15 protein-coding genes are annotated in these 22,468 nt (G+C 47.1%); 4 read left to right on the top strand and 11 right to left on the bottom strand.

The annotated features are described in order from the left end of the window. Positions 1-8: 8 nt before the first annotated feature. Entirely contained in the window at positions 9-1,043 is a 1,035-nt protein-coding gene (queA, locus tag ICV89_RS09380) for a tRNA preQ1(34) S-adenosylmethionine ribosyltransferase-isomerase QueA (RefSeq protein WP_215308392.1), read from the bottom strand. Between the two features lie 30 nt (positions 1,044-1,073). On the opposite strand from queA, the gene recG reads away from it, so the two are divergent. Together recG and ubiA are read left to right on the top strand one after the other, a co-directional pair. Continuing rightward, on the top strand, positions 1,074-3,161 hold the full coding sequence (gene recG, locus ICV89_RS09375) for an ATP-dependent DNA helicase RecG (RefSeq protein ID WP_215308391.1): 2,088 nt from the start codon (positions 1,074-1,076) through the stop codon (positions 3,159-3,161). 48 nt (positions 3,162-3,209) lie between these two features. Continuing rightward, on the top strand, positions 3,210-4,061 hold the full coding sequence (gene ubiA, locus ICV89_RS09370; RefSeq protein WP_215308390.1) for a 4-hydroxybenzoate octaprenyltransferase: 852 nt from the start codon (positions 3,210-3,212) through the stop codon (positions 4,059-4,061). Here ubiA and proC read toward each other — a convergent pair. The 5 genes from proC to ICV89_RS09345 are packed head-to-tail and all read right to left on the bottom strand — an operon-like array spanning position 4,044 to position 9,565. Further along, positions 4,044-4,907 carry a pyrroline-5-carboxylate reductase gene (proC, locus tag ICV89_RS09365; protein ID WP_215308389.1) on the bottom strand — a complete coding sequence of 288 codons (864 nt, stop codon included), beginning with the start codon at positions 4,905-4,907 and terminating at the stop codon, positions 4,044-4,046. The genes ubiA and proC overlap by 18 nt on opposite strands. After that, the gene (locus ICV89_RS09360; protein WP_215308388.1) at positions 4,904-5,629 is read right to left on the bottom strand and encodes a YggS family pyridoxal phosphate-dependent enzyme; all 726 of its coding nucleotides are present in this window, start codon (positions 5,627-5,629) and stop codon (positions 4,904-4,906) included. The genes proC and ICV89_RS09360 overlap by 4 nt, the downstream gene beginning before the upstream one ends. After that, a complete protein-coding gene (glcF, locus tag ICV89_RS09355) occupies positions 5,629-6,906 on the bottom strand; it encodes a glycolate oxidase subunit GlcF (RefSeq protein ID WP_215308387.1) in 1,278 nt (425 codons plus the stop codon). The genes ICV89_RS09360 and glcF overlap by 1 nt, the downstream gene beginning before the upstream one ends. A 20-nt stretch (positions 6,907-6,926) precedes the next feature. Beyond that, complete coding sequence (glcE, locus tag ICV89_RS09350; RefSeq protein WP_215308386.1) at positions 6,927-8,075, bottom strand: glycolate oxidase subunit GlcE; 1,149 nt, start codon at positions 8,073-8,075, stop codon at positions 6,927-6,929. After that, positions 8,075-9,565 carry an FAD-linked oxidase C-terminal domain-containing protein gene (locus ICV89_RS09345; RefSeq protein WP_251370956.1) on the bottom strand — a complete coding sequence of 497 codons (1,491 nt, stop codon included), beginning with the start codon at positions 9,563-9,565 and terminating at the stop codon, positions 8,075-8,077. The genes glcE and ICV89_RS09345 overlap by 1 nt, the downstream gene beginning before the upstream one ends. A 42-nt stretch (positions 9,566-9,607) precedes the next feature. Between ICV89_RS09345 and ICV89_RS09340 the strand changes: the two genes are divergently transcribed. Then, on the top strand, positions 9,608-10,177 hold the full coding sequence (locus tag ICV89_RS09340) for a cob(I)yrinic acid a,c-diamide adenosyltransferase (RefSeq protein WP_215308384.1): 570 nt from the start codon (positions 9,608-9,610) through the stop codon (positions 10,175-10,177). Between the two features lie 52 nt (positions 10,178-10,229). Here ICV89_RS09340 and ICV89_RS09335 read toward each other — a convergent pair whose 3' ends face one another. Genes ICV89_RS09335 through ICV89_RS09320 form a run of 4 tightly spaced genes read right to left on the bottom strand, consistent with a single transcriptional unit; the run spans position 10,230 to position 17,896 of the window. Then, positions 10,230-11,354 (bottom strand): 3-deoxy-7-phosphoheptulonate synthase, encoded by a 1,125-nt coding sequence (locus ICV89_RS09335; protein ID WP_215308383.1) that lies wholly within the window; start codon positions 11,352-11,354, stop codon positions 10,230-10,232. Between the two features lie 19 nt (positions 11,355-11,373). Next, positions 11,374-12,864, bottom strand: a complete 1,491-nt coding sequence (tldD, locus tag ICV89_RS09330) for a metalloprotease TldD (RefSeq protein ID WP_251370830.1) — start codon at positions 12,862-12,864, stop codon at positions 11,374-11,376. A 24-nt stretch (positions 12,865-12,888) separates the two neighbouring features. Next, positions 12,889-13,722, bottom strand: a complete 834-nt coding sequence (locus ICV89_RS09325) for a carbon-nitrogen hydrolase family protein (protein WP_215308382.1) — start codon at positions 13,720-13,722, stop codon at positions 12,889-12,891. A gap of 4 nt (positions 13,723-13,726) precedes the next feature. After that, a complete protein-coding gene (locus tag ICV89_RS09320) occupies positions 13,727-17,896 on the bottom strand; it encodes a YhdP family protein (RefSeq protein WP_251370829.1) in 4,170 nt (1,389 codons plus the stop codon). Positions 17,897-17,975: 79 nt separating this feature from the next. On the opposite strand from ICV89_RS09320, the gene glnE reads away from it, so the two are divergent. Then, positions 17,976-20,801 carry a bifunctional [glutamate--ammonia ligase]-adenylyl-L-tyrosine phosphorylase/[glutamate--ammonia-ligase] adenylyltransferase gene (gene glnE / locus ICV89_RS09315; protein ID WP_215308381.1) on the top strand — a complete coding sequence of 942 codons (2,826 nt, stop codon included), beginning with the start codon at positions 17,976-17,978 and terminating at the stop codon, positions 20,799-20,801. Here the strand turns inward: glnE and recN are convergent. Beyond that, entirely contained in the window at positions 20,798-22,468 is a 1,671-nt protein-coding gene (recN, locus tag ICV89_RS09310; protein ID WP_215308380.1) for a DNA repair protein RecN, read from the bottom strand. The two genes, glnE and recN, sit on opposite strands and share 4 nt — an antisense overlap.

Genomic DNA, 22,468 nt, shown 5'->3' with positions numbered 1-22,468 from the left:
GGGCTGGTTTAGTTAAGACGGCTTAAGAACATCGCATCGCCGTAGCTAAAAAAGCGATATTGATTCTGAATGGCATGTTGATAGGCATTGCGGATATTGTCTACACCAGCAAAGGCACTCACCAACATCAGTAGGGTTGATTTTGGTAGATGAAAGTTAGTCAGTAGGCAGTCTACCGTTTTGAATGTGTAACCAGGCGTAATAAATAAATTCGTTTCTCCACTAGCCTGCTGGGTTTGGGCCTGACTCTCTAGGGCACGCAGGCTCGTCGTCCCCACTGCAATGACTCTACCGCCCGACTGCTGGGTAGCCGTAATTGCTGCAAGCGTTTCTACAGGAATTGAAAACCACTCGTAATGCATCTTGTGTTTAGTAAGATCTTCTTCGCGAACTGGTGTGAAAGTGCCTGCGCCCACATGTAGAGTGACAGCGGCCTGTTTAACGCCGAGCTCGCTCAGTTGCTGAAGGATGGCTTCATCAAAGTGTAAGCCTGCTGTAGGAGCTGCTACAGCACCAGGATTCTTGGCAACGACAGTTTGATAACGATTGGCATCCTCTTGATCTGGCTGATGCTCAATGTAGGGTGGCAGGGGTAATTCACCGAAGCGCTCTAGTAAATCAAATACATTCTCGGGAAAGCGAACTTCATAGAATCGGCCGTCATAGCCAATCATTTCAACGGGGAAAGTTTCACCAGCCTGATTGTGCACATGAACAATGCTGCCAGTTTTAGGGGCCTTGGAGGCTCTGATTTGTACCCAAGCTTGTTTATCTCCGCTGATGCGTTCAATCAGGAGCTCAACATTGCCGCCCGTCTCCTTTTTGCCATGTAGGCGAGCAGGAATCACTTTGGTGTCATTAAAGACTAGTAAATCGCCGGGTTTGATCAGCTTAAGGATGTCTGGGAACTGCCTATCAAGCAATTGGGCGACATTACCCCCCTCTATATTCAGCTCTAAGAGGCGGCTATCCGTTCTATTTGCTAGCGGGTGCTGGGCAATCAGTTCGGGCGGAAGGTCGTAATTGAAGTCGGAAAGTTGCATAGCATTACCATCAGGTATTGGATTTTAACGATGACGACTAAGCGACCGCCAACTGCACTCGAAAAGATGGGTTTAAACAGCCCTATGGCACTTGCTTTGCACCTGCCATCTCGTTACGAGGATGAGACAGAGCTCTTCACCATTGAGGAAGCTTTGGGCTTGGGGAGATTTCATTCGATTCAGACTCAGGGCGTCGTGATTCGTAATCAGGTGACGTTTCGCCCCAGAAGACAGCTATTGGTCACGATCGAGGACGATACTGCTTCGCTGCAACTCCGTTTCCTCAATTTCTATCCAAGCCAGCAAAAGCAAATGGCAGTCGGAAGTCATATCCGAGTGCGGGGCGAAATTCGAGAGGGCTATCAAGGTGCAGAGATAGTTCACCCTACTGTTCGTGCAGTTATTCCAGAGGCACCGTTACCTGAGAGCTTGACCCCTGTCTATCCAGCAAGTGCTGGTATCTCGCAAACCATGATTCGTAAGGCAGTGCTGAAAGCTTTGCAGGATGCTAGCCTCAAAGAGAGTTTGGCGGAATTTTTACCCACCAAGCTAATGGCAGAAATTCTGCCAACAAATGATTGGCCACAGCTACAAGATGCTATTACCTATTTGCATCAACCACCTGCTGACGCTGACACCCAATCACTTTTAGAGCGCACTCACCCTGCTTGGCGGCGTGTACAGTTTGAAGAATTACTCGCCCAGCAGATTTCTTTAAAGCGTGCGCATGCCATTCGTAGAGAAAGGCGAGCTCCTAGCTTTTCCAAGGATCAGCAAGCAATTAATGAAATCAAAAAAAATGCCAGCATTGAGGAAAGCTTACTCAAAGTTTTGCCCTTCGAGCTAACTGGTGCCCAAGCTCGTGTCTGGTCAGAGATCGGATCCGATCTATCAAATACCTTTCCAATGAATCGCTTGCTACAAGGTGATGTGGGTAGCGGGAAAACAGTGATTGCAGCATTGGCTGCTGCGCGTGCTATGGATCATGGTTATCAAGCTGCCATCATGGCGCCGACAGAAATTCTGGCAGAACAACACTATCTCAAAATGCAGGAGTGGTTTGAGCCTGTAGGGGTAAAAATTGCATGGCTCTCTGGCAGCTTGAAAGCTAAGGAAAAACGACTCGCACAAGAAATGATTGAGAGTGGTGAGGCTCAACTCATGATTGGCACACATGCACTCATTCAGGATAGGGTCAGTTTTGCGAAGTTGGGTTTAGCAGTCATTGATGAGCAACATCGATTTGGTGTAAGACAGCGTTTAGAGATTCAGCAGCGGGTTGGCTCTGAACTTTTTTATTGCCATCAGCTCATGATGTCAGCGACTCCTATCCCACGTACCTTAGCGATGACCTATTACGCCGATCTGGATGTTTCTGTAATTGATGAATTGCCTCCCGGCAGAAAACCGATCGCTACTAAGGTAGTCAAGGCAGCTCGTAGAGATGAGGTGATTAGCGGTCTGCATGATTGGCTGGTAAAAGGGTTGCAAGCCTATTGGGTTTGTCCTTTGATTGAAGAGTCAGAAGTATTGCAGTTGCAAACAGCAGTTGAGAGTTTTGAGCAACTCATGCAAGCATTGCCAACTTTCAAAGTTGGTCTGGTGCATGGCCGTTTAAAGAGTGAAGAGAAAGCTGCGGTGATGGCCGCATTTAAGGCTAATCAGATTCAATTACTAGTAGCAACTACTGTGATTGAGGTGGGCGTGGATGTACCAAATGCAGCGCTGATGGTGATCGAGCATGCTGAACGTTTTGGCTATGCACAGATTCATCAGTTGCGTGGACGTGTTGGGCGCGGTTCTGCTGATTCAGTCTGTATCTTGATGTATGCGGAGCCACTATCCATGGCTGCTAAAGAGCGCCTACAAACTTTACGAGAAACGGCAGACGGATTCGTAATAGCAGAGCGCGACTTATCGCTTCGTGGCCCAGGTGAATTATTGGGAGCCAAGCAGTCTGGGGATGCGATGTTGCGATTTGTCGACATTCAGCGAGATGCATGGCTCATTGAGTTGGCTCAGACGGCAGCAGAGCGTCTTTTAGCTGAGCATGGCGACTTGGTGGAAAGACATCTTGAGCGTTGGCTTGGCTCTCGCACTGAATTTCTAAAAGCTTGATAATTGCATCATGACTATGATTGCTATTAAAGAAAGACTAATTATCTGATGCGCGATCGTATTATTGCTTACGCTTACCTGATCCGTCTGGATAAACCAATCGGAACGCTACTTCTATTATGGCCAACTTTGTGGGCACTTTGGTTGGCAAGTGGCGGTTTTCCTGAATGGCATCTGTTGATTATTTTTACCTTAGGCACATTTTTAATGCGTAGTGCCGGGTGTGCTGTGAATGATTATGCGGATCAAGATTTTGATCGTCATGTATTGAGAACCAAAGAGCGCCCTATTACAAGTGGAAAAATTTCTGGAAAAGAAGCATTAGCCGTAGCGGCCACTTTGGCATTGATAGCATTCTTACTCATTCAACCCCTGAATGCTTTAACTCAAGAGCTCTCTTTTTTTGCCTTAGCGCTTGCGATTATTTATCCTTTTACCAAACGTTTTTTTGCTATTCCGCAAGCAGTCCTTGGTATTGCCTTTGGTTTTGGAATTCCGATGGCTTATGCCGCTGTATTGGGTTTCATTCCAATGGAAGCTTGGGTTTTGTTTGTTGGCAATATCTTCTGGGCGATTGCTTACGATACAGCTTATGCCATGGTTGATCGTGATGATGATTTACGTTTGGGTTTGCGCACCTCGGCCATTACCTTTGGTCGGTTTGATGTTTTAGCGATTGCTCTGAGTTACGGCATGCTATTTCTGAGTCAGATTTGGGTTGCTCAACTAGCAAACCTGAATAATTACTTTTGGATGGGTTGGTGCCTCGCTATAGCTTGCGCTGCGTATCATCTGAAATTGATATCTACTCGCAAGCGGGAGGATTGCTTCAAAGCCTTTAGGCACAACAATTGGTTGGGTGGATTCTTATTTTTGGGAATCCTATTGGGTCTTACCTAACTCATCACCCATGGCCTTGCCACGTTGATTAGCCGCGTCAATTGCTTTTTCAAGTGCACCATGCCAATCGAGTTGCTTGAGCATATCTAGTGCGGCAGCAGTAGTTCCACCCTTGGAAGTGACTCGTTCACGCAGAACACCCGCATGCTCATCTGAGTTATGGGCTAATTGTGTAGCGCCCTCTAAAGTGGCGTAAGCAAGTTTGCGAGCGGTATCCGAGTCCAGTCCAAGTTTCTCCCCGCTCGATTGCATGGCTTCTAAGAAAGCAAAAACATAGGCAGGACCACTTCCAGAAACGGCGGTTACTGCATCCATGAGTTTTTCTTCATGCACCCAGACTGCTTGACCTACTGCATTGCAAATAGTTTCCGCTAGGGCACGGTCGGCAATATTGACGGCAGCATCGGCGAATAGTCCAGTAATGCCTTTACCAATTAATGCTGGGGTATTAGGCATCGCACGCACACAACGCTCATGATCAAGCCAGCGACTCATGTCTTTGAGACGAATGCCAGCAGCAATACTGAGAATGAGTGGACCTGGTGCTGTCGCATGTTTGAGTTTTACACTTAAAGACTTGGCTACCACATTGAAGTCTTGGGGCTTAATTGCCATTACTACAACGTTGTTTTTAGAGAAGTCAAAAGTAATTTGATCCAAAGCGCTAATGATCCGCACACCAAAATCTTGATGCAATTGCAAGCCAGTACTAGCATTGGCCTCGACTACAGAAAGTTGATTGGTCTCAAAACCATTGTTTAGTAAGCCACTAATTAAAGCGCGGCCCATATTACCCCCGCCAATAAAGGTGATGTGGGCGTTTTGGTTTATTTGTTGTGTACTCATGTCTTGATCTTATCGCGCTTCCCAAAAATGGCGCTACCTATACGTACCATGGTGCTACCTTCAGCGACTGCAGCCTCCAGATCATCAGACATCCCCATGGATAGCGTATCAAAGAAATCATACCCAACATCATTACTATGCTTTGCCTTAATCCCAACAAAGCACTCTCGAACGGCTGCAAAGGATTGACGTTGTTGGTTGACATCGTCGCTGGGCGCAGGGATGGCCATGAGTCCACGAAGAACTAAATTTGGTAATTTGGAAATCGCATCACAAAGAGCGTCAACTTCTTCGAGAGGAATACCACTTTTACTATCTTCTTCGCTGACGTTAATTTGAACGCAAACTTGCAATGGGCCTAAGTTAGAAAATTCACCACGTTGACTAGAAAGACGTTCTGCAATTTTGAGGCGATCAATACTGTGTACCCAGTCAAAGTATTCTGCAACATCACGTGTCTTATTGCTTTGTAGTGGACCAATAAAATGCCACTCTAGCCAAGGGCGCAATTTGGATAGCTGCTGAATTTTGTCAACACCTTCTTGGACATAATTTTCACCAAAGGCAGTTTGCCCAGCATGCATAGCCTCCTCAACTGCTATGGCAGGAAAGGTTTTGCTCACAGCAAGTAGTTGTATGTCTTCGGGCTCACGTTTGGCTGCCAAAGCTGCCAACTCCAGTCGCTGCCTGACCATCATGAGCTTAGTGGTGACTTGACTCATTATTGGATTCGGCTTTGTTGGCTAATGAGTTGGTCAACAATCTCGATCCAATGAAGGACTGGAGTGTCATCTTGTTGAAGGTGGGTGATGCAGCCAATATTTCCGGAAACAATGACTTGTGCACCAGACTCTTCGCAGGCCGCATTGAGGTGAGTTAACTTGTTATAGCGTAACTGTGCTGAGAGTTCTGGCTGGGTTACTGAATAGGTTCCCGCAGAGCCGCAGCAGAGATGGCTATCAGCACATAGGCGTACTCCAATGCCAATACTAGTCAAAAGACCTTCTACCTTGCCCCGAATTTGTTGACCATGTTGCAGTGTGCAGGGAGGGTGATACACCACACCAGGCTTTGGATCAGCGCCCACTAGCGCAACGAGTTCTTCCTGAAGCGCTGGCAATATTTCTGAAATATCTCTAGTGAGATCGGAGATAGTCTTGGCCTTAGCAGCATATTGAGGATCACTCGAAAATAGATGGCCGTAATCTTTGACCATCACGCCACAACCAGAAGCGGTCATCACAATAGCTTCAACACCTTGCTCAACTTGCGGCCACCAAGCATCGATATTTTGTTTAGCATTTTCTAGGCCACCAGCTTGATCATTTAGGTGGTAACGCAATGCACCACAGCAAGTAGCATTGGGCGCAGCAATTAACTGAATCTTAAGGGCGTCTAAAACACGTGCCGTTGCTGAGTTGATGTTTGGCAGCATGCCAGGTTGAACGCAACCCTCGAGCAATAGCATCTTGCGTGAGTGGCTAGTCTGCGGCCTTGCATAGGGATCTGTATTTGAATTGAGTGCTTTATTTTTGGCTTCCGGAATCTTGCGTTGGATACCAGTCGGCATCAGCGGGCGAACCAAGCGACCAATCGCCATTGCGGAGTTAAATAACCTAGGACTGGTTAAGCCCTCTTTTAAAGCCCAGCGGGTGAGGCGCTGACCAAGAGGGCGCTCGGGAGTATTTTCTTCTGCCCACTTGCGACCAATATCGACTAAGTTGCCATATTGCACACCGCTTGGACAAGTGCTCTCGCAATTACGGCAAGTGAGACAGCGATCTAAATGCAGACGTGTTTTTTCAGTGGGGGCTTGGCCTTCTGCCATTTGCTTGATGAGGTAGATGCGACCTCGAGGACCATCAAGTTCATCACCAAGTAATTGATAGGTGGGACATGTAGCCGTGCAAAAGCCGCAGTGCACGCATTTTCCAAGAATTCTGGCGGCTTCAATTCCCTCAGGGGTATTGACGAATTGGGGGGCGAGTTGAGTTTGCATAAGGGCGCTAAAAAAGAAGCTTAAGGAAGGCGTGAAGTAGCAAATATGCCTGCAGGATCAAAGGCGGTTCTGAGGCGTGCTTGCACTGCCTCTAAAGCAGTTGAGTGCACTTGCTCACTCAAAAGGGTAAAGCGTTGCTTGCCTGGATCAATATTGTCGCCTTGCTTAAAACGGGTTGCATGCCCGCCATGAGCACTAGCTAAGGCCTTGATGGATGCATAAGTAGCATCATCGCCCAGCGCCTTTAACCAACGTTGCTGGCCATGCCATTCCAAAGCAATATCACCACTGATATTTTCAAGAGTGAGCGGTCCGCAGGCAGCTGGAAGCGCGAGACGATACAAAGTCTCATCACTATTAAGATTTGAAAATACAGCTAACTGCTGTTCGCGCAAGGCGGTCCAAAATTCCGTAGCAACTTGAGGGTCTAATTCGCTAGCATTGACAGCTGCGCCCATGATCGGAATCGCTGCTTTAACTGCAGCAGCGGCACCGCTTAAGCGAATGGTGAGTTCACCGTCGCCGCCTATTGGGCTGCCGATCCAGCAACTTGCTGAGAGCGGTAAAGGCTGCCCTGCCCACTCATTTACGAGTCGTAATGCACGTACTTGGGTAATCTTGCAACGAAGAGATATTGTGGCAGCTGGTCGCGGTAATACTTTTACAGAGGCCTCTAACAACAGCGACAAGGTCCCCAATGATCCGGGTAATAAGCGCGAGACATCATATCCCGCAACGTTCTTCATCACCTTGCCACCAAAGGAGAGGTCTTGGCCCTTACCATCAAGAATGCGAACGCCTAGAACAAAATCACGTAAATTACCCGCACTAATGCGTCCTGGGCCTGCTAAGCCTGCGGCAATCGCTCCACCAAAAGTTGTGCCCTCACCAAAGTGGGGCGGCTCAAATGCCAGCATTTGATTTTTTTCAGCTAGAGCAGCTTCAATTTCTTTTAGTGGTGTACCCGCGCATGCAGTTATCACTAGCTCTTCAGGCTGGTATTCCAGAATCCCAGAGTAAATACGGGTATCTAACTTGGTATAAGAATTGGAGTTCCCATACCAAGACTTTGTGCCACCACCTTCAATCGATAAAGGCGTTTTATTTTTAACTGCTGCCAGAATTTGCTCGTGAAATAAGTCAATATTTGCATTGCTAGTTGTGGACATTAAAAGCGCTCCAACTCAGGATGCGGTAGATTGCCACCACTAATCCGCATGCGACCATACTCAGCGCATCGATTCAAAGTAGGAATAGCTTTATCGGGATTTAATAAGCGCTCTGGATCAAATGCAGATTTAACGCCCCAAAATGATTCACGTTCACCTTCACCAAATTGAATGCACATGGAGTTAATTTTTTCAATACCAACGCCGTGTTCACCGGTGATCGTGCCATCAAGCTCAACACAGGCCTCTAAAATTTCAGTACCAAATTCTTCAGCGCGGTGCCACTCTTCTTGATCGGCGCCGTTAAATAAAATGAGGGGATGCATGTTGCCGTCACCTGCATGAAATACGTTTAAGCAGGCAAGGCCATATTTCTTTTCCATGCCTTGTATGCGTCTGAGTAGGGTGCCAATATTTCTGCGTGGGATAGTGCCATCCATGCAGTAGTAGTCGGCTGCCAAGCGACCGGCTGCTGGAAAGGCATTTTTACGACCGCTCCAAAACTTCAGGCGCTCCGCTTCATTTTGAGAAATCTGAATACCGCTAGCGCCTGCTTGCTCTAGAACTTTTGTCATGCGCTCAATTTCTTCTGCAACCTCTTCAGGCGTACCATCGGATTCGCAGAGCAGAATGGTTTCTGCTTCAAGGTCATATCCCGCATGAACAAATTCTTCTACTGCGCGCGTGGTGGCTTTGTCCATCATCTCCAGGCCGGCTGGAATAATCCCGGCAGCAATGATGGCCGCAACTGCATCGGCACCCTTTTCGATATCGTCAAAGCTAGCCATGATGACGCGCGCCAGCTTGGGTTTAGCAACCAGCTTTACTGTGACTTCAGTCACTACAGCAAGCATGCCTTCGCTACCCATCACGATTGCTAATAAATCGAGTCCTGGGGAGTCAGGTGCAAGGCTGCCAAATTCTACAATCTCACCATTCATCAAGATGCCGCGCACTTTTAAAACGTTGTGAAGTGTTAGGCCGTATTTGAGACAGTGCACACCACCAGAGTTTTCATTGACATTTCCACCAATAGAGCAGGCGATCTGCGAGGAAGGGTCTGGGGCGTAATACAGTCCAAGATGGGCCACCGCTTCGGAGATTGCTAAATTACGAACGCCCGGCTGCACAACTGCAGTTCTGGTGAACGGATCAATGCTGATGATCTTTTTGAGTTTGGCTAGTGAAAGCACCAGGCCCTGGGAGATCGGCATGGCGCCACCCGATAGACCAGTACCAGATCCACGGGGGACGATGGGCACCTGCATCGCAAAGCAAATCTTCAGAATTTGAGCAACTTGCTCCTCGGTTTCTGGCAGGGCTACTGCTAAGGGCATGCGTCGATAGGCTGCTAGGCCATCGCATTCATAAGGAATCGTGTCCTCAGGTTCCCATAACAAGGCATATTCAGGGAGGATGGGGCGCAGGGCCGATACCAATTTGGATTGCAGGGCGGTAATAGCCGCGAGTTCGGGGGGTGGGGTCACCATATTCATAGGAATCATTTTAGCCATTTACCTATAATTAGTTTTATGGGAAATCGACTTTCAAAAATAGCCACCAGAACTGGTGATGCTGGTATGACCGGGCTTGGCGATGGTAGCCGGGTGGAAAAGGATCATTTGCGCATTTGCGCGATGGGTGATGTAGATGAATTGAACTCCGAAATCGGGGTTTTGATGACTGAATCGATCCCTGAGAGTCTTGCTGAGGAGCTCAAAGACCTATTTTTGCAAGTTCAGCATGATTTGTTTGACTTAGGTGGGGAGCTTTGCATTCCCAATTACACCCTACTCAAGCCAGAGCAAGTAGCCCAGCTGGATATTTGGCTGGAAAAATTCAATGCAACTTTACCTCCCCTGACTGAATTTATTCTTCCAGGTGGCACCCGCGCAGCTTCTCAGGCTCACGTCTGTCGCACAGTTTGCAGACGGGCAGAGAGATCAATTGTGCGTTTGGGCTGGGAGGAGCCTTTGTACGATGCTCCGCGTCAATACGTCAATCGTTTATCAGATCTATTATTTGTTTTAGCGCGGGTACTTAATCGTGCAGCGGGTGGTCAAGACGTTTTATGGAAGCACGAAAAAAAAGAGACTAATTAAATTAGTCTCTTTTAGGATTAATAAAGCAGTCTCACTTTATTTTCTTACCTCATTATTTCTTTGCTTTTCTGCGGTTCTTTACAGCTAAAGCCAAGCGTTGCAATACATTGACTGAGTCTTCCCAGTTAATGCAAGCATCCGTAATACTCTTGCCATATTCTAATTTGTTTGGATCGTCTTTTCCAGGCGAGAATTTTTGTGCACCATCATGAAGGTGACTTTCAATCATGACGCCAAAAATTTGCTTTGAACCGGATTCAATTTGTTCGGCAATATTTTCTGCCACTACAATTTGACGCTCATGTTTTTTGCTGGAGTTAGCGTGCGATAAGTCAACCATCAAACTAGCTGGAAGCTTGGCTGCTTCTAGCTCAGAGCAAGCTGATTGAACATATTTCGCTTCATAGTTAGGCTCTTTGCCACCACGTAAGATAACGTGACAGTCTTTATTACCTTTAGTTTCCACAATAGATACTTGACCATTCTTATGAACAGATAAGAAATGGTGTGGACGACTGGCTGCCTGAATGGCATCAGTAGCGATCTTGATGTTGCCATCAGTGCCATTCTTAAATCCAATTGGTGCAGAGAGGCCCGAGGCAAGTTCGCGGTGTACTTGGCTCTCGGTTGTGCGTGCACCAATAGCGCCCCAAGAAATCAGGTCTGCAATATATTGCGGGGAAATCACATCCAAAAATTCGCTACCTGCTGGCATGCCAAGGCGATTAATTTCCATCAATACTTGGCGAGCCATTCGCAAACCTTCTTCAATGCGATAGCTCTCATCTAGGTACGGGTCATTAATTAAACCCTTCCAGCCAACAGTTGTGCGTGGCTTTTCAAAATAGACGCGCATCACAATTTCGAGCTCACTCGAAAAGCGATCACGCTCTGCGAGTAGTCTTTGGCAGTACTCTAGTGCTGCACGGGGATCATGAATCGAGCAGGGTCCGATGATCACCAGCAGGCGATCATCTTTTCCATGAATGATGTCGCGAATCTTTTTACGTGTCTTGCTGATGAGTGCTTCTGTAGGTGTTCCAGCGATCGGGAAGAAGCGAATCAAATGCTCTGGTGGCGGCAGAACAGTAATATTGTGAATGCGTTGATCATCCGTATCTGACGTTTTATCAACGGCAGCGTACCAGTTTGCGGGATTCGTATTTTGTTGGCTCATCCGGCTATTTTAAGCCGTATTAAGCCGTTCCTCCGACAGTCAGGCTGTCAATACGTAAAGTTGGCTGTCCAACGCCCACAGGGACGCTCTGACCCTCCTTGCCGCAAACCCCGATACCGCCGTCTAATTTCAGGTCATTTCCAATCATAGAGACCTGTTTTAAGGACTCTGGGCCACTACCAATGATGGTTGCGCCTTTGACGGGATATTGAATTTTGCCATTTTCTACCCAATAGGCCTCTGAGGCTGAAAATACGAATTTACCGCTAGTAATATCAACTTGACCGCCTCCAAAGTTGACTGCATAAAGGCCGCGTTTAATGCTGGCTACGATTTCTTGAGGATCATCCTTGCCGGCCAGCATATAGGTATTGGTCATGCGGGGCATCGGTAAGGAAGCAAAACTCTCGCGCCGTCCATTGCCTGTGAGGGGCATGTTCATAAGTCTGGCATTCAGGCTGTCCTGAATGTAACCCTTCAAAATGCCATCTTCGATCAAGGTGGTGCATTGGGTAGGCGTACCCTCATCATCGATATTGAGTGAGCCACGACGACCAGAAAGTGTTCCGTCATCAACTACGGTAACGCCCTTAGCAGCAACTCGCTGCCCAATACAGCCGGCAAAAGCAGAAGAGCCCTTGCGATTAAAGTCGCCTTCAAGGCCGTGACCTACTGCCTCGTGTAGCAATACTCCAGGCCATCCCGGCCCCATCACTACAGTCATTGGACCTGCTGGGGCAGGGCGAGAATCCAGATTAATCAGTGCGCCATCAACAGCCTCATCAACATATTGATTGATCAGTTCCGTATTGAAGTAGTGGTAATCATGACGAGCGCCGCCTCCTGAAGACCCGGATTCGCGGCGACCATTTTGCTCGGCAATCACATGAACTGATACCCGTACTAGTGGGCGGACATCAGCTGCCAATAGGCCATCCGCTCGAACTACGAGCACCACATCAAACTCACCAGCCAAACTAGCCATCACTTGAATGATGCGCGGGTCACGTGCTTTTGCGCGACGCTCAATGCCCTCAAGTAAAGCAATCTTTTCTTGGGGAGCTAGTGAATCTAAGGGATTTAAGTCTGAATAGAGTCCATTGGAAACTGGCGTAAAGATTTTGCTTGCAACCGCACGTGTGCCACCTTGGGGTCCAATCACTCGAGTAGATTTGGCTGCCTTATTCAGAGCCTCTAAATTAATTTCATCCGAGTAAGCAAAAGCGGTCTTATCCCCATAGATTGCGCGCACACCAACGCCTTGGTCAATGCTAAAGCTGCCGGATTTCACAATACCTTCTTCCAGGCTCCAGCTCTCGCTACGGGTATGTTGGAAATAAAGATCTGCATCATCAAGCTGATGGGTAAACATATTGCCAAAGGTGTGATGCAAATCTTGCTCAGAGAGGCCGGTTGGCTCAAGCAAAATGGATTTAGCCAGCTTGAGAAGGTCGGCCTGTTTCTTGGGCTGAGTCCAATCACTTGGAAATAATGCTTCTGGTGCTCTCATCTTAATTTTGCTGAACTTTCTGTATTAAAGCTTGCGGTGTTTTAGTGCAGGTAGCTTAGAGCGTACCTCTTTTAATTTATCTTTGCTGAGCCTGCCCTCTATAAAACCCTCACCTTCAGGAAGATTGCTCAATATCTCCCCCCATGGATCAATCAGCATACTCTCGCCCCAGGTACGCCGTTGATTCAAGTGAATACCACCTTGTGCTGAAGCTAGGACATAGCATTGGTTTTCAATTGCACGAGCGCGCAGAAGAATTTCCCAATGATCTTTGCCGGTGGTGTAGGTGAATGCAGCTGGGATAATGTGGCAATCCACTTGGCCAAGGGCGCGGTATAGCTCTGGAAAACGTAAGTCATAACAAATACTTAAGCCAAAACGCCACTCCACTTCATTAAGCTGGATTACAAATTGGCCTGGTTGACTGCCCGCTGAAATCGTTTCAGATTCTTCGTAACGCTCCGTTGGAGTTTGAAAACCAAACAAATGAATTTTGTCGTAACGAGCGATTTGTTCGCCTTGAGGATTAAACACTAAGGAGGTATTGAGGACCTTATTGGATTCTTTAGCCTCTAGGGGAATAGTCCCTGCAACTAAATAGATATTATTTTCTTTTGCAATCGCGGCAAGACGCTCTTGAATTGGGCCAGACCCTGCCGCTTCGCGTGCATGCACCTTATCGGTATCCCTCAATCCCATTAAGCAAAAATATTCCGGCAACACGGCAATTTGTACTCCGCAATCTGAAGCGGCTTTAATTAAGCGAGCTGCAGTCTCAAGATTTTCATTGAGATTGGGAGTCGACACCATTTGAATTGATGCTATGTTGAGTTCAGAAGCATTGCTTAGTGCGTTCATCTATTTAACCTGGCATTTGAGCGGGGGTGTTTTGGTTTGCGGGTGGACTTGCAGGAGCGGAATTAGGGGAGCTTGGTTTTGTTTGCTCTTTCAAAAGATTCTTAGTGCGAATTGTCTCTAAAGTTTTAGCATCGAGTGGTTGACCCTTTTGATCTAGCGGAACCACTTCCGGATTTTCCCATGAGCCCTGAACCAAATAATCTGTCTGCATGGTACGGTTAATTTGATTTGTGATGAGGTACTGCCCTAATACTGCTCCTAGGCCAATGATGGGGTTAATTGCAAATGCTGCTAGTGAGCCTGCAGTGGCGTCAATTGTGGGAAAGATGGTGATGCGGAGATCTTGAGTTTCTTTGGCGATATTGATTTGCCCCGTCATAGCAACTCGAGCTTGATCAAGAATCATGGTGAATTGTTTGCTTTGTGCAACTCCTTGCGCAATTTCAAAGTTACTAGCAATCGAATTAAAGGGCGTTCCCTTGGTTGCTAAATTTCCTAAACTACCTTTTAGATCAAAGGTTGCAAACCTAAAGAGACTTTGTAGGCTCAGAACATCCAGTAACTTGGCTCCATCTGAATTGACTTCTAGTAAGCGGCCTTTGGCAAGGTCTAGGCTAACTTTGCCAGCAAGAGAATCATAGACTGGAGAAAAGGGTGACCCAGACCATGAGAGTGAGGCATTGAGCTTTCCTTCACCACCTTCTACCGACTTAGAGTTACTCCAATGAGCAATAATCTGTCCCGCATCTTTAATATTCACGTCTGCTGTAAATGAGCTCAGTTCAGAATTATTTGGGGTGCGAGCCTGCCACTGACCTTTGATGATGGAATTGCCTTGAGGGTTATTAATTTGCATTGACTCAAGCCTCATGAGATCACGACTGGTTTTGGATTTGATCTTTACGGCACCAAGCTGCGCCTTTGTCCAACTCAAATCATCGATCGTTAAATCTAGACTGGGGATAGCATTTGGATCGACTGGGGTCTTGAGGGGGGCCGCTTTTTGTAGCGCACTTTCCTTAGCTGTTAAGTCTTGAAAAGTGCGTTGATCTGGAACTTTTAAGCGTGCAAGTCTTCCAGAAACAAATCCACTAGGGTGATCAGTACTGCTGGGTTGCCATTGCAGTTGTCCAGCAATTTGGGGTGAATTTAAGCGCAGTTGCCAAGCAATATTTTTTTTCTGAGACTGTATGCTGACATCAGCCCACTCGCGATCTAGGGCAATTAATTTCTTAACTTGAGCAGAGACTTGAATATCTTCCTCGGGAGTATTTGACGGATTGACTTCATTCGTTTTCCCTTTTGATTTTCCTGCTCCCAAAAACTCTACCCACTGATCAAGATCTAGTTCATTGCTTGCTAAGTGTAGTGAAATGCCTTGCTGTGGTAATGGCGTTGGAGACCCAAAGCCGACTGCATTTTTTACTTCATTAGCCGAATTGAGATTTCCCTGAAGGAAATATTGCCCTCCTAATTTTCCAGACCAATCTGCACGCACTAAACTATTTTTGCTGGCTGGGTAAATGTTTAGGCTGAGCTCTCCCAACATAGGAGTTCCTGCTAATTTCTTAGCGGGTGAGGGGGCAGAGCTTGCCCAATTGCGTAAATCAAAATTGAGTTTGGTTTGGCTGCCTGCTTTATTAAAGTTGATCAGGCCTTCGTATTTAGCCGATCCACTCATCGCAGTCAGGAGTGCTGGGTGTGCTCGAGATCTTAAATTTCCTGAAATGTAATCTTTGATGAAGCTAGCATTGATGTCGCCCCCGATACTAAAGCTAGTGTTACCTGCTGATGAGGGGGCACTGGTAATCTTGAGGTCGCCACCCAAAAAGTTTGCAGTGACGTTATCAAACTCTGGGTTAATTTCAGTAATGCGAATCTTGCCCTTCAGATTTTCTAGGGGAGGAACCTGCCCCCATTGCGCTTGATTTCCGGGAAGATTAATTTTTGCATCGAAGTTGACATCATTACTTCCAGATAGCGGAATTTTTAAGTCAAGACCCACATTTACGGCGCCTTTAAGGGAGAGATTCTTGGCTAAGTTGGCTTGCGCAATTCCTACAGGTGATGCAAATAAGTATTCGAGGACTTCAGAGCCATCCCCCTGAATGGAGCCATTGATGAGTAAGGCTAGATTTTTAGCGCTGAGATCCGGAATTTGTGCTTTAACCTTGGTGATACCCACCGTTTTATAGCTTGCTTTATCAACATCAATATTCAAAACTGCTTGTTTCATATTGATACTGCCGCTGACATTGTTGAGTGCTGACCAAACCCCTTGGCTTTTTGGTAGTAGAGGAGCTGGCTTGAAGCTTGCTTTGGAGAAAGGTAAGCTTAAATTGAGCTCTCCCGCGCTGCCTGCCGGGTAGGGCGCTTGATTAGGATCACCTTTAATGTGCAAAGTGCCATTTTGAATCTCCCCAGACTCAAAGGCTTTGCTTAAATATAGGCGGCTATCTTTATCCATTCCAACTGGCAGATAGCGATGCGCTGTTGCTAATTTGGCTTTAACAAACTCCATATCAAGTGTCATTTGGTCGGGTTGTTTGGGGGCGCCGATCAGATAGCTAAGATCAAAATTGGTGGTGATTTCAGAGTTACTGAGCTGCAATTTCTTAGCATTAACTAGCCAGCCACCTTTTTGCTTGGACCAACTAATCTCACCTTTTGCGCTGTCCAATTGAATTTCAGAAGCGGATAAAAAATCGCTCATTTCTAACTCAAGATTTCTAGAGTCCAGCGTGAAGTTACCTTGCTTTTGATTACTCACTAAGTTGCCAGACAAATGTGAAGCCGAGGGCATCGATTTATTGACTCCAGTGAAACTAATATCATTGAGCTTTGCACTAATAGTGAAGTCGAGTTTGTTGGAGGAAAACCAATTTCCTGGAATGGGTAAAGCAGATAGAGCGGATTGGCTTTCGGACCAATTCATATCTACATTCTGTAATTCACCATCTGCTTCAGAAATTTTGATCCATTGATGAATCTTTTTTGGCAGGGGAAGATTTAGCGCAAAGAGTGCAATATCTTCCAATTGAATTTTTGGTGATGAGAAGCCAAACTCTTTGATCTCACCGCCATCTTTTGGTGGACGCCAACGAAAAGTAATTGGGCTTAATTTTTCAAGTGACGCAGTTTGTAGGCTATCGATATTGCGCCATGCCAAGGTTTTTGTTGTGAGGGAATTTAAGCCATCATCTGTGTCCTGGATTAGCTCTGTCTCTAGCCTGCCAAACTCAAGGGGATCCTCATCCTTATTTAGTTGCACTATGAGCTGATCAGCTATTAAGGACATTTGCCCGCCATTAGCATTGCCCCCATCAAGCTTCAGGCTGCCCTTAGAGTTGATTTTGCCACCCAGGTCATATATTGGAAGACTCAGGTCTTTGGAAATTTGACTGAGCTTGAGGTCAGCAAAATCCCATGAAACACTTCCGACCCAGTCGCGCCAATTACCCGCCTGGCCACCAAGGTGATGGACAAAGTCAGCTTCGAGTTTGATTGGACTTGGACTCCAAGGGGTTTTGGTGATGAGCTGGCCTTCATGACTGCGAATGCCGTTGATTAAGCGGAAGCTTTGAATATCAATGGCGGTTTTTAGCCTTCGACTTTGTTGGTCTTCCCAATAAATTTTGGCATTGTTAACTTGGATATTGTTTTGAGCGAGTAACCAGTTTCCGGTTGAAAAATTATCAGCATTGCCTTGAATCGGAATTCCGGCAATCGAAACGATGCCTTTTGCATCTCGCTGTGCGTATAGCTGCGCCTGATCAATAGTGATCTCGTGAAAATAGGGCGCTAAATAATAGAAAGAAAGCCAGCTTAGTTGCCCGCTAATATTTTCAATGAGCAAGGGCGGGGTGGAGGTACTTGCGCTATTGAATCGCAAACCTTGAATCACAAAGTTTGGTCGAATTCCAGTCCAGGATACTTGGACATCATCCATCGTGACATTGGTGCCCAAGCGAGCACTTATTAAGTGCTCTATGGTGGGCTTTGATTTCTCAATCTGTGGCCATAGAACAAAGCGCACCCCAAGATGTCCAAATACAAAAAAAGCCATGGTGACGCCGGCAAGAATGAGGGCGCGCTTGCCCCAGCGACCACCAAAACCTGGAGGACGTTTTTGAAGCACGCTCTGCAGGCGAGTCCGGATGATATTTACAAGCATGGACTCTATTATCCGTCAGCTATTAGGTGATCGCCAAGCTTCTGCAGGTTTGAGTCTGGAGTCGGATTAAGATGGAGAAATGACTGATTTTGTCGCTCAAATTGAATTTCTAAAGCAGCACTCCAGCTACGCGCAACGCTGGCTCAACTCCCACCCTGATTGGGTTGATTGGCTTCGGACTCAGGGCGCCCAAAAAGTGGATGTGATTGGAATTGAGGATCTATTGAGTCCTTGCCGAGATGCATTAGCCGCACCCGAGCAAGATGAGGCTCAGTTTATGACGGATCTCAGGCTGGCTAGGCAACGTCTCATGCTCTGGATTGCCTTCCGAGACCTCAATGGTATGGCCGATCTCAGTGAGGTAACTCATGCGCTGAGTCATTTTGCTGAGGCGGCAATTGCCCTCGCGATCGCCTACATCCGAGAGGATCAGCAGCGTCGTTTTGGCTTGCCTTGGAGTGAGGTCACAGATTCAGAGATGCCTTTAATGGTGGTGGGTATGGGTAAGTTAGGTGGGCTGGAGCTCAACCTGTCTTCTGATATCGACTTAATCTTTTTGTATGAGCACGAAGGTGATACTCAGGGCGGACCTAAGAGTTTGTCGTATCACGAGTGGTTTACGCGAATGGGTAAGCGTCTGATTAAATTGTTGGCCGAGCATGATGCCAATGGGTTTGTATTTCGGGTGGATATGCGCTTAAGGCCCAATGGAGATTCTGGGCCCCTAGTCTGCAGTCTCGATATGCTCGAGGAATATTTATTGGTACAGGGAAGAGAGTGGGAGCGCTACGCTTGGATTAAGGGCAGGTTAATCTCACCCTTACCTGACTCCCCTTCTTTTGCCTATTGCGAGCGCGAACTCGATCAGTTGATTCGTCCCTTCGTATATCGCCGCCATCTTGATTACGGTGTGATTGCGTCCATCCGTGAGCTGCATGCACAAATACAGCATGAGGCTGAGAAGCGCTCCTCCAGCCATCATGGTCGCTCTAGAGATATTAAGTTGGGTCGTGGTGGCATCCGTGAAATTGAGTTCTTGGCGCAAATGTTCCAGTTGATGCGAGGTGGCACCGATCCTCGCTTTCGTATCCGACCTACTCTGGAGGTATTGGAGCTGGTAAAGCAGCAAGGTATTTTGCCTGCCAAAGAAATTGATGATTTAAAGACAGCTTATATTTACTTGCGTCGCTTAGAGCATCGGATCCAAGTTTGGGAAGATCAGCAGACACACTATTTGCCCGAGGATGAGGGGCCTCGTACTCGTTTAGCAGTGAGTATGGCCGGTCCTAATCAGATTCAAGAGCAGACTCGTTTTTTATCTGAGCTTGATAGACACCAAACGGCAGTAGCTCAGTATTTTGAAAAAGCTTTTGTACTCGATGATACTGCACGTTTAGACAATATCTCTTTGCCAGCAGGGTGGGAGCCTGACATCACGCTGTTCCCCGAGTCTGCAGCCCGATGGCTGGCTTGGGCTGATAGCTCTAAGCAAAGACAGCTATCAGAAAAAAGCAGAATCATTTTCAATAACCTCATTCGCAAGGCTGCAGAGAATTTGCAATTGGATCAGCCTATTGTGATTAGCGCAGATCAAACCCTGCTACGTTTTTTTGATCTGCTAGAAGCGGTTGCAAGGCGTAGCGCTTATCTATCCATCTTGTCTGAATATCCTCATGCACTATCGAATGTGTTGGCTTTACTCAAGACCTCTCAATGGGGTGCGGGATACCTAACCAGACATCCTCACCTCTTGGATTACTTGCTCAACTCGCGCACCGAGAAGGCGCTGATTGAATATCCTGAACAGTATTGGCAGGAAGTAAAAGCGACTTTAGATATGCGTCTTGATGACGTGATGGCGGATGGGGGTGGCTCAGAGCAGGCGATGGATATCTTGCGTATTACCCATCACACAGAAACCTTTATTACTTTGCTCGCAGATTTGGGAATTGGCATGGATCACGAGCTTTCAGTAGAGAAGGTGAGTGATCATCTATCTGCTTTGGCGGACTTAATATTGCAGACCACTTTTGAGCGGGTTTGGCCTAGCGTTGCCCAGAAGTTTGGATTACCGCTTGATACGACTGCACCATTCGCAGTAATTTCTTATGGCAAGTTAGGCGGTAAAGAGTTGGGATACGCCTCCGACTTGGACTTGGTTTTTTTGTATCAAGCTAAAGAGGCTGATTTTGCTGCCCAAGAAATTTATGCGCTACTCGCTAAGCGAATGATTAACTGGCTCACCGCCTATACATCAGCTGGCAACTTATTTGAAATCGACACACGTCTTCGCCCAAATGGCTCTGCCGGATTTTTAGTGACAAATGCCGATGCATTTAAGAAATACCAAATGCGGGAGGGTGATAATGCCGCATGGGTTTGGGAGCATCAAGCTCTAACACGAGCTAGATTCTCAGCGGGATCAAGAGTGGTTGGAGAATTCTTTGATAGTGTGCGATTTGATGTTTTAAGTCAGAAGCGTGATGTTGTACAACTGCGTCATGAGATTTTAGAAATGCGTCGCAAGGTTCATGCGGGACATCCAAACCCCGGCTCTGACTTTGATTTGAAGCATGATGCCGGCGGTATGGTGGATATTGAATTTATCGTGCAATTTTTAGTCCTGGCATTCTCAAACGCCTATCCACAGCTGATTGGTAATCTAGGGAACATCGCTTTACTTCGGATTGCTGGAGAGGCGGGCTTAATTCAGGCTGCAATAGCGCAAGATGTGGGGGATGCCTATCGCTTGCTTCGGGCGCGTCAACATCGTTTGCGTTTAGATGGTGCAGAAAAGACGCGGGTAAATTTGGAGCTTGAACCGCAACTGGTTCAAGCAAGAGAGGTAGTACTGGCTTTGTGGCAAGAAATATTTCTCGCCCCTTCAGATGCTGAACTAACTTAGTTTTGCTCTAGTAGCTCGCGAGCATGTCGGCGCGTCGTGTCTGTAATCGTTGCTCCGCCCAGCATACGCGCAACCTCTTCTACTCGCTCAGATCTTCCAAGCGGCATGACCTGAGAGAGCGTTTTATCGCCCGCCTGAGATTTACTGACTTTGAGGTGGTGATTACCTTGCGCAGCCACTTGTGGCAAATGGGTTACACACAGAATTTGATGTGACTCACCAAGTTGACGTAATAACTTCCCAACGGTTTCTGCAACAGCGCCGCCAATACCGGCATCGACTTCATCAAATATCAGCGTAGGTGTAAAGGACGCCTTGCTGGTGATGACGCTAATAGCTAGGCTGATACGGGCTAATTCACCGCCGGAAGCTACTTTTGCCAATGAGCGAGGAGTGCTTCCAGCATGCCCTGCAACGAGAAACTCAATTTGCTCAAGACCATGAGCGCCACCTTCAGCCAGCGGTAGCAAGGCAATCTCCAACTGTCCACCTGCCATCGATAGGTCCTGCATTGCAGCACTAACTTGCTTACCTAAATCTAGCGCAGCCTTGTTACGTTTTTGTGAGAGCTGCTTTGCTTGCTTGAGATAGGCAAGCTCTTCTTGCTTCACCCTCTCGCGCAAGGCTTCTATATTTTGCGAGGCAGTTAATGCCTCTAAGCGTTCGGTGGTATCCAAAAGAAGCTTTGGTAAGTCATCTGCTTCGGTGCGGTATTTTCTGGCTGCACCATGAAGCGCTTGCATACGCTCCTCCACTTCGCTGAGGCGTGCAGGATCTAAATCGAGTTTTTGCAAATAACGATTGAGGCCATGAACCGCTTCATCTATCTGAATTTGGGCTGACTCTAAGGCTTGGCTGATATCACTGAGTGCAGAGTCATGTTCGGCTAAAGCGCTTATATTGGTGCTAGCCTTGGAGAGGGTAGATTCGACAGAGTTATCCGCATCGCTCAGAGCATCAATTGCTTCTTGGCACCCGCTGATAATTTTTGCACCATTTGCAAGGCGTGCATGCTCACTTTGAATAGCACTCCATTCGCACTCTTGCGGAGAGAGTTCAGTGAGTTCCTCTAATTGCCATTCCAAACGCTCACGCTCGCGTTCAATATCTTGCCCAGCATTTTCAGCTTGCTCGAGTCTGCGACGCGATTCATTTAGGGTTTTAAATAATTGGGAGACCTCAGTAATAAGATCTAGGTGATTGGCATGACGATCCAGTAGTTCCCGTTGCGCACCACCTTTGAGTAGTAATTGATGTGCATGTTGACCATGAATATCGACTAGCTGATCACCTGCTTCTCGCAGTTGTGCCAAGGTTGCTACGCTGCCATTAATGAAGGCACGGCTACGGCCATTAGCTTCTACAGTTCTTTTCAGTAAAAGACTTTTCCCATCGTCTTCAATTGGAAAGCCTTGTTCATCGAGCCATTGATTGAAATGTTCAATTTGCTGTACATCAATCCGAAAGAGGGCGCTAATTTCTGCGCGGTTGCAGCCTTCACGAATTTGGCTGCTATCTGCACGCTCACCTAATACTAAGCTGAGAGCATCTAAGAGGATAGATTTACCGGCACCTGTTTCGCCAGTCAGGACTGTAAACCCAGAGGAAAAGTCTAGCTCCAGCTGATCAACAATGACAAAGTCGCGAAGCGATAGTGTTTGTAACAT

The sequence above is a fragment of the Polynucleobacter sp. Adler-ghost genome, from assembly GCF_018688495.1.
In the GTDB taxonomy this organism is placed as follows: domain Bacteria; phylum Pseudomonadota; class Gammaproteobacteria; order Burkholderiales; family Burkholderiaceae; genus Polynucleobacter.
The sequence above is the reverse complement of the archived record's forward strand: the minus strand, read 5'-3'. Positions and strand labels throughout refer to the sequence as shown.